The following is an 8640-nucleotide window of genomic DNA, read 5'->3' on the forward strand; positions in this document are numbered from 1 at the left end:
GGGCGTACGCCCGGACCCGGGCGCTGGCCCGGACGGTCTTCGGCGACGACCGGGTCTACCTGGAGCGCTACCTCTCCCCGGCCCGGCACGTGGAGGTGCAGGTGCTCTGCGACGCCCACGGCAACGCGGTGCACCTGGGTACCCGGGACTGCTCGGTGCAGCGCCGGCACCAGAAGCTGATCGAGGAGGGGCCGGCACCCGCGCTCGCCGCCACCACCATCGCCGCCCTGGAGGCCGCCGCCGTACGCGGGGCGACCGCCGTCGGCTACAGCGGGGTCGGCACCTTCGAGTTCCTGGTGGACGAGGCGGAACGGTTCTACTTCATGGAGATCAACTGCCGGTTGCAGGTGGAACACCCGGTCACCGAGCTGATCACCGGCGTCGACCTGGTGCACGAGCAGCTCCACGTGGCCGGCGGCCTGCCGCTGCGCCTGCGCCAGGGCGACGTCCAGGTCCGGGGGGTGGCCGTCGAGTGCCGGGTGAACGCCGAGGACCCGGACCGCGACTTCGCCCCCACCCCCGGACGGCTCACCGTGTTCCGCGCCCCGGCCGGCCCGTTCACCCGGGTCGACACGCACGGCCACCCCGGCTACCGGATCAGTCCGCACTACGACTCGCTGCTCGCCAAGGTCGTGGTCTGGGCACCGGAACGCGAACTGGCGCTGAGCCGGATGGAACGGGCCCTCGGCGAGTTCGACGTCGACGGGGTCCGGACCACGATCGGGTTCCTGCGCCGGGTCCTCGACCACCCGCCGTTCCGCAAGGGGCGGTACGCCACCGACGTCGTCGAGCGGCTGCTGCACCCGGCGGGATCCGTACCAGTACCACCTGATGCCGACCGATCCGCAAGGAGGACCAGATGACCGTGACGCCCGGTGACCGGACGGCGGTGACCGTCGACGACATCACCTCGATCCTCGTCCGCAACTGCGGGCTGGATCCGGCAGCGGCGGTGGCCTCGCCCGGCGCCTCCCTCGCCGAGCTGGGCATGGACTCGCTGGCCCTGCTCGAACTCCAGGCCGTCGTCGCCGACCGGTACGCGGTGGCGCTGCCCGAGGACGCCACCCCGCTGACCATCGCCGAGATCGCCGCCCTGGTCGACAGGTCCCGCCCGGCACCACCCGGCGGGCGGGAACCGGTCGGGGCGCCGACCACCGGCGGCCACACCGAGAACAGCGTGGTGATCGACGCGCCGCTGCCGCTGGTGTGGGAGCTGACCAACGACGTGACCCGGTGGACCGAACTGTTCACCGAGTACCAGTCGGTGGAGGTGCTGTCCCGCGACGGCGACACCGTACGGTTCCGGCTGACCATGGTCCCCGACGAGAACGGGGTGGCCTGGAGCTGGGTCAGCGAGCGTACCGCCGACCCGGCGACCCGGCAGGTGCACGCCCGACGGCTGGAACCCGGCCCGTTCGAGTACATGCACATCCGCTGGCAGTACGAGGAGGTGCCCGGCGGTACCCGGATGACCTGGATCCAGGACTTCGCCATGCGACCCACCGCCCCGGTGGACGACGCGGCGATGACCGACCGGATCAACACCAACAGCCGGATCCAGCAGGACATCATCCGGACCAAGGTCGAACGGGTGGCCCGGTACGGCGCGACCGACCTGCCCCCCGGCCCCGGACCGGTACCCGGACCCGACCTGGTACCCGGGCCCCGGCCGGAAGCGGCAGCCGGCACGGCGACCGCCACGCTGACCGGGTCCGAGACGGCGACGGGAGCGGACCGTGGCTGAGCACGCGACCGTGGCCGCCCGGGACGTCCCGCCGGACCGCCGGCGCGGCGGTGAACTCCGCGTCCTGCTCGGGCCGAGGACGGTGGGCAGCACCTCCGGGTTCATGGGGGTGGCCCACCTCTCCCCGGGTGAGCGCATCGCCGAGCACTACCACCCGTACAGCGAGGAGTTCCTGTACGTCGCCCGGGGCGGGATCACCGTCGACCTGGACGACGAACCCGTCCCGCTCGGTACCGGGGAGGCGCTGTACGTGCCGGTCAACGTCCGGCACCGGCTGCGCAACACCGGCACCGAACCGGCCGAGGTGGTCTTCCACCTCGGGCCACTGGCCCCCCGGCCCGAACTCGGGCACGTGGACACCGAACAGGCGAGCGAGTCCGAACGGGTGGAGGTGACCTGATGACCGCGCGGCGTACCGTCGTCACCGGCATCGGCGTGGTCGCGCCGGGCGGGGTGACCCGCAAACAGTTCTGGTCGACGATCACCGAGGGGCAGACCGCCACCCGGCGGATCACCTTCTTCGACCCGTCGCCGTTCCGCTCCCAGGTGGCCGCCGAATGCGACTTCGACCCGGCCGCCGCCGGGTTGACCGCCCGGGAACGCCGCCGTTCCGACCGGTACGTGCAGTTCGCGCTCGCCGCCTCCATCGAGGCGCTGGCCGACAGTGGACTGGAGCTGACCGACGCGGTCCGGGACCACACCGGCGTGGTCCTCGGTACCGCCGTCGGCGGCACCATGGCCCTGGAGAACGAGTACGTGGTGGCCAGCGACAGCGGCGCGGAGTGGCTGGTCGACCCGGAGTGCGCCGGCCCGTACCTCTACCCGGCGCTGGTGCCGAGCAGCCTCGCCGCCGACGTGGCCTGCCGGCACGGCCTGCACGGCCCGGCCCAGGTGGTCTCCACCGGCTGCACCTCCGGCATCGACGCCATCGGGTACGCCCACCAGTTGATCGTCGACGGGGAGGCGGAGGTGGTGGTGGCCGGCGCCAGTGACAGCCCGATCTCCCCGGTCACCGTCGCCTCGTTCGACGCGATCAAGGCCACCACGCCGGACAACGACGATCCGGCGCACGCGTCCCGGCCGTTCGACGCCGGCCGCACCGGGTTCGTCCTCGCCGAGGGGTGCGCGGTGCTGGTCCTGGAGGAGTTGGCGCACGCCCGGCGCCGGGGCGCGCACGTCTACTGCGAACTCGCCGGCTACGCCAACCGCAGCAACGGCTACCACATGACCGGCCTGCGTCCGGACGGGGTGGAGATGGCGCTGGCCGTCACCGCCGCGCTGGACCAGGCCCGGCGTAATCCGGAGGAGGTCTCCTACATCAGCGCACACGGTTCGGCGACCCGGCAGAACGACCGGCACGAGACCGCCGCCTTCAAACGGGCCCTGGGCGCGGCGGCGTACCGGGTACCGATCAGCTCGATCAAGTCGATGGTCGGCCACTCGCTCGGCGCGATCGGCTCCATCGAGATGGCCGCCTGCGCGCTGGCCATCGAGTACGGCGTGGTGCCACCGACGGCCAACTGGGCCAACCGGGACCCGGAGTGCGACCTGGACTACGTGCCGGTGACCGCCCGGGACCTGCCGGTGGAGGTGGCCCTGTCGGTGGGCAGCGGCTTCGGCGGGTTCCAGTCGGCGATGCTGTTCGCCCGGCTCCGGGACACCGGCCGGTGACCGCCGGCAGCGTCGCCGCCCCCCGGCGCGCCCCGGACGACCAGGCCCCGCCGGTCGCCGGGCGGGCGGTGGTCACCGGGATCGGGGTGGTCTCCCCGGCCGGTACCGGACACGCCGAGCACTGGCGGGCGGTGCTCGCCGGGCGGCGCCGGATCGGCCCGATCACCCTGTTCGACGCGACCGGCTACCCGACCACCCTGGCCGGTGAGGTGACCGGGTTCGACCCGGCCCGCTGGGCGGACAGCCGCCGGCTGGTGCAGACCGACCGGTGGACCCACCTCGGGTTCGCGGCCACCCTGCTCGCCCTCGACGACGCCGGGCTGCCGGTCACCGCCGACGACCCGTACGCCTACGGGGTGACCCTGGCCAGTTCGTCCGGCGGGAACCTGTTCGGCCAGCGGGAACTGCAACGGCTGTGGAGCCAACCGGCCCGCACCGTCGGGGCGTACCAGTCGATCGCCTGGTTCTACGCGGCCAGCGTCGGGCAGGTGTCGATCCACCACCAGTTCAAGGGCCCGTGCGGGGTGCTGGTCGCCGAGGCGGCCGGCGGACTGGACAGCCTGGCGCACGCCGCCCGGATGATCCGTCGGGGCACCCCGGTGGTCCTCGCCGGAGCGACCGAGTGCCCGCTGAGCCCGTACGCGCTGAGCTGCCAGCTCCGCTCCGGCCAGCTCAGCGGGGCCACCGACCCGGACCGGGCGTACCGGCCGTTCGACGTCACCGCCGCCGGCTACGTACCCGGGGAGGGCGGCGCGGTCTTCGTGGTCGAGGACGCCGCCCACGCGGCGGCCCGGGGTGCCCGGGTGTACGCCGAGGTGGCCGGCTGGGGCGCCACGCACGACGCCGCGCACACCCGGCGGGACCGGGCCGGCGACCCCGGCCAGTACGCCCGTGCGCTGCGGCTGGCGCTGACCCGGGCGGGGGTCGGGCCGGACGAGGTGGACCTGGTCGTGCCGGACGCCCTCGGGGTGCCGGGGCGGGACCGCAGCGAGGCGGCGGCGCTGCGGCAGGTCTTCGGCGGCCGGACCCCGCCGGTGACCACCCAGAAGCCCCTGGTGGGTCGGGCCCACCAGGGCGGGGCGGCGCTGGACGTGGCGAACGCGCTGCTCGCCCTGGCCCACCAGGTGCTGCCCGCCACCACCGGCGTGGACCTGCCCGGCGAGGGGTGCGAGCTGAACTTCGCCTGGCGGTCCCGTCCCCGGCCGCTCGACGTGGCGCTGGTCGGCGCGCGCGGCTTCGACGGCTTCAACAGCGCCCTGCTGCTGCGGCGGCGCCCGACGCCGTCAGAGGTCGGTGACCACCACGTCGAGCCGTACCGGCTGCCCGGGCGGTGACGGCTGGTCGACGAGCCGGTACTTCAGGTCCCGCAGCACGTCGGCCAGCTCCGCCACCGTCCCCGGGCGGGCCCCGGAGACGAGCAGGTCCCGGACCAGCCGACCCTTGGTGGCCTTGTTGAAGTGGCTCACCACGGTCCGGGTCACCCGCCCGTCGACCTCCCGTTCGTGCAGCACCCGGACCGTGGCGGTCCGCCCGGCCACCGCACCCCTGGGGCGCCACGTCGCGGCGTACGCGCCGGAGCGCAGGTCCAGCACCGGACCGTCGCCGGCCGAGGCGGTCAGCACCGGGGCGAGTGCCCGGCGCCAGTGCCCGGTCAGCGGGCCGAGGCCGGGCAGGCTGACCCCGATCGCGCAGCGGTACGCCGGGATCGGGTCGGCGAGCCGTACCGCACCCCAGAGGCCGGAGCTGACCAGCACACTCGCCCCGGCCAGCGCGGCGGCGGCCGGGGGGAGGGTGGCCACGTCGAGGGCGGCGTAGAGCACACCGGTGTACACCTCGGCGGCCGGGGCGGTCGGCGCGTCGCGCAGCGCCGCGTTGCGGGTCACCTCGCCCTGCTGACCGGGGCTGAGCCCGAGCGTGGTGCGGGCCGCCTCCGGATCCGGCCCGGCGCAGAGGTCCACCAGGGCGGTCAGTACCGCCTCCCGGGCCGGGCGCAGTGCGGGCAGGTCGAGCCGGTCCAGCGCCAACGGCGCACCGGAGCCGGCGGCCTTGCCCTCCGAGGGCGGCAGCAGGATCAGCATGGGCGGGTTACTCCCGACGGGTGGTGCGGACCGACCGGGCCAGGGTACGACCCGGTCACTGCCACGGCCGGACCGGCACCGCCGGGCGGTACACCCGGTACCCGCCGATCTCGGTGACCGCAGCGTCGACCGCCCGCCGGTCCAGATAGCGACGGAGCGCCCGGTCGGGTGCCGAGCCCACCTCGAAGACGTACCCGACCCGGTCCGCCGCGTCCACCGCCGCCTGGTACGGCGGGTACCGGTTCTGCCCGGGGCGCAGCCGGTCGCCGAGGACCGCGCAGAGCACGTCCTCACCGGTGTGGAAGATCATCCGGTGGCAGGTCCAGTAGTCGGTGTAGACGTGCCGGGGACCGTCCCGCCGCAGGGTGGCCGCCAGGTCCCGGGCGGCCCGTTCCTCCGCCCGGATCGCCCCGGACTCGGCGACCAGCACGCCGGTGGTCCAGGCCGCCAGCGCGGTGACCGCCGCGAGCAGCGCGACGCCGGGTACCCCGACCAGCCACCGGGCCGGGCCGGCGGTGCGGCGCACCAGTCCCCGGGCGGCCCGCCACGCCGGCCAGAGCACGGCCGGCAGGGAGAGCTGGAGCACCGACAGGTACCGGGCGTTCTCCAGCGGTCCGGTCGCGGCGAGTGGGCTGCGCAGGTACCCGGTCAGGGTCAGCACCGCCCCGGCGACCAGGGCGAGCTGCACGGCGGGCCCGACCCGGACGGCGGTGTCCCCGGCCCGACGCCACCCGACCAGGGCGAGCACGGCGGTGGTGGCCAGCAGGCCGAGGTAGACCGGGGGGACCAGCGCCAGCCCGCGCGGGCAGCCGGCGGTCGGGCAGAACCCGCTGGCCAGGGGCAGGCTCACCGTCAGTCCGCCGCGCAGCCGGTCGACCAGTGGCGCGGAGCCGCCGGTACCGGCGCTGACCTCCCGGAACACCGACAGCGAGTCCTCGCCGGGCGGTGCGGTCAGGTTGTCGACCAGCATCGGGGCCACCCCGACGACGAACCCGGCGACCAGCAGCACCGCCGGCACCCCGAACAGCTCCCGACCGGCGGCGACCAGCAGCACCGCCCCGGCCACCGCCAGGTACGGCAGGATCAGCCAGTCCGACCAGACGGCGACGCCGGTGAGCAGCCCGAAGGTCGCGTACGCCGGCCAGCGGTGGCGGACGGTGCGCTGCCCGAGGGCGAGCGCGATCAGCAGCAGCGCCACCACGACCGGCTTTACCTCGGGTCGACCGCCGACGGCGGTGAGCTGGTCCCGGACCACCCGTTCCGAGCCGAGCGCCAGCAGGCCGACCACGACCGTGGCGAACCACGGCGAGAAGACCCGCCGGGTCAGCCGGTACATCAGGTAGACGAACAGGGCGTAGAGCGCCAGCAGCGGCAACCGCAGTACCGGCCAGCTCGGACCGGTCACCGCGAGCAGCGGAGCGGCCAGGTACGCCTCCAGCATCCCCATGTAGTGCTGGCCGTAGAGGAAGACCGGCCGTTCCCGGCCGGCGGCGATGTGCAGGGCGGCCAGCCCGAAGGCCGCCTCGTCGCTGTTCGAGGAGGGCACCGTCAGCAGGGTCAGGACCAGCCGGTAGCCGAGCCCGGCCGACCCCAGCAGGAGCGCCACCAGCGCCGGGCGGTCCAACCGCCGGCGTACCCGTCCCGCACCCCGTTGCGTCGTCGCTGACACGACCCCTCCGTGGGCAGCCTCGCACGTCCGTCGGCGACGTACTGGGTGTTCGCGGGTGGTTCGGCGGCCCGATTCCCGCTCGCGTGGCCGGGGCAACCCCGGTGTGGCAGGGTGACAGGGTGTCGATCACACCCGTTGGCCAGGCTGCCGTACCCCACCTGCACCGGGCGGCCCGGATCGAGGACGCGATCCACCAGCTCGTCGCCCGCCGGCTGCGTCGTACCGGCTGGCAGGTGACCACGCTCGCCTACACCGGGTACGGCGGGCCGGGCTGGGTGCGGGTGATGGGCCGGGTACTGCTCGGCCGCCCCGACGCGCGGCAGCGCCAGAAGCAGGAGAAGGTACGCGGCTGGCGGAGCTTCACCACCCTGCCGGCGAAGCACGCGCCGGTGGTGATCGAGGCCGGCCGGGTCCGGCACGAGACGACCACCGACCGCAGTGGCTTCGTCGACGCGGTGGTGAAGGCGGACCTGCCGCCGGGCTGGGGTTCGGTCCGGATCACCGCGACCGACGCGGAGCCGGTGGACGCGCCGGTACGGGTACTCGACCCGCAGGTGCGGTTCGGCATCCTCTCCGACATCGACGACACGGTGATGGTCACCGCGCTGCCCCGGCCGCTACTGGCGGCGTGGAACACCTTCGTGCTCGACGAGCACGCCCGGGCCGCCGTACCCGGCATGGCGGTGCTCTACGAACGACTGGCCAACGCCCACCCGGGCGCGCCGGTCTTCTACCTCTCCACCGGCGCGTGGAACGTCGCCCCCACGCTCACCCGGTTCCTGTCCCGGCACCTCTACCCGGCCGGGCCGCTGCTGCTGACCGACTGGGGGCCGACGAACGACCGCTGGTTCCGTAGCGGCCGGGAGCACAAGCGGGCCACCCTCGCCCGGCTCGCCCGGGAGTTCCCGGAGACGAAGTGGCTGCTGGTCGGCGACGACGGGCAGCACGACCCGGAGATCTACCGGGAGTTCGCGGCGGCCCACCCGGAGAACGTCGCCGGGATCGCGATCCGGCGGCTCTCGCCGACCCAGGCGGTCCTCGCCGGTGGTCTGCCCGGCCCCGCCGACGGCGCTGAGCACTCGTCGGGTCCGGCCGGGCAGAAGTGGCTCTCCGCGCCGGACGGCGCCGGGCTCTGGCGGCTGCTCCGCGACGCCGGCCTGGTCTGAGCCCGCGCCGGTTGGCTGCCGGCCCGTGCCGGTCCTCCCGTGGTGGTGCCGGTGCTCGTGTCGTGCCCGGCCGATGGGTGGGGTTGGCGCGCTGTCGAGCTGCTGGCACGGATGGAGCAGTTTCGCCGCACCCTGCCGCTCGCTTCCGCGCCCTCCGGCCCGCCGCCCGCCACTCCGGCCGTCTGCGCTGCCCGCCGGGGGTGTTGCACATCCGGTGCAGCTCGACAGGGAGTGACGGCATCTCCGGCCCTGGGACGGGCCTTGTGCCGCACCGGCCGGCATTGACAGGCGTCGCCCCGCCCGGCTAGCGTC

7 protein-coding genes and 1 pseudogene are annotated in these 8640 nt (G+C 74.7%); 6 read left to right on the top strand and 2 right to left on the bottom strand.

The genetic code is table 11. From position 1 onward, the window contains the following. The 5 genes and pseudogenes from GSF22_RS26650 to GSF22_RS26670 all read left to right on the top strand — a co-directional run. Positions 1 to 863 (top strand): ATP-binding protein (locus tag GSF22_RS26650; RefSeq protein ID WP_439957811.1); only part of this gene is annotated, 863 nt, incomplete at its 5' end. Next, a pseudogene (locus GSF22_RS26655) lies at positions 860 to 1606 on the top strand (SRPBCC family protein); the annotation flags it as partial. The gene GSF22_RS26650 and the pseudogene GSF22_RS26655, both read left to right, overlap by 4 nt. Positions 1607 to 1736: 130 nt before the next feature. After that, positions 1737 to 2144 (top strand): cupin domain-containing protein, encoded by a 408-nt coding sequence (locus GSF22_RS26660; protein ID WP_208816485.1) that lies wholly within the window; start codon positions 1737 to 1739, stop codon positions 2142 to 2144. Beyond that, positions 2144 to 3415: a beta-ketoacyl-[acyl-carrier-protein] synthase family protein gene (locus tag GSF22_RS26665; RefSeq protein ID WP_208816486.1), complete on the top strand. Its 1272-nt coding sequence runs from the start codon at positions 2144 to 2146 to the stop codon at positions 3413 to 3415. Before GSF22_RS26660 ends, GSF22_RS26665 begins: the two co-directional genes overlap by 1 nt. After that, complete coding sequence (locus tag GSF22_RS26670) at positions 3412 to 4749, top strand: beta-ketoacyl synthase N-terminal-like domain-containing protein (RefSeq protein WP_208816487.1); 1338 nt, start codon at positions 3412 to 3414, stop codon at positions 4747 to 4749. The genes GSF22_RS26665 and GSF22_RS26670 overlap by 4 nt, the downstream gene beginning before the upstream one ends. On the opposite strand, the gene yaaA is transcribed toward GSF22_RS26670, so the two are convergent. Continuing rightward, entirely contained in the window at positions 4699 to 5493 is a 795-nt protein-coding gene (gene yaaA / locus GSF22_RS26675; RefSeq protein ID WP_208816488.1) for a peroxide stress protein YaaA, read from the bottom strand. The two genes, GSF22_RS26670 and yaaA, sit on opposite strands and share 51 nt — an antisense overlap. Positions 5494 to 5548: 55 nt before the next feature. Next, positions 5549 to 7162 (bottom strand): hypothetical protein, encoded by a 1614-nt coding sequence (locus GSF22_RS26680; protein ID WP_208816489.1) that lies wholly within the window; start codon positions 7160 to 7162, stop codon positions 5549 to 5551. 119 nt (positions 7163 to 7281) lie between these two features. On the opposite strand from GSF22_RS26680, the gene GSF22_RS26685 reads away from it, so the two are divergent. Then, entirely contained in the window at positions 7282 to 8328 is a 1047-nt protein-coding gene (locus tag GSF22_RS26685) for an App1 family protein (RefSeq protein WP_208816490.1), read from the top strand. Positions 8329 to 8640 lie beyond the last annotated feature (312 nt).

It is taken from the genome of Micromonospora echinofusca (assembly GCF_017614955.1).
GTDB lineage: Bacteria > Actinomycetota > Actinomycetes > Mycobacteriales > Micromonosporaceae > Micromonospora > Micromonospora echinofusca_A.

Coding starts and splice junctions, on each gene's coding strand:
- GSF22_RS26665 (WP_208816486.1), top strand. CDS start 2,144: ATGACCGCGCGGCGTACCGTCGTCACCGGCATCGGCGTGGTCGCGCCG.
- yaaA (WP_208816488.1), bottom strand. CDS start 5,493: ATGCTGATCCTGCTGCCGCCCTCGGAGGGCAAGGCCGCCGGCTCCGGT.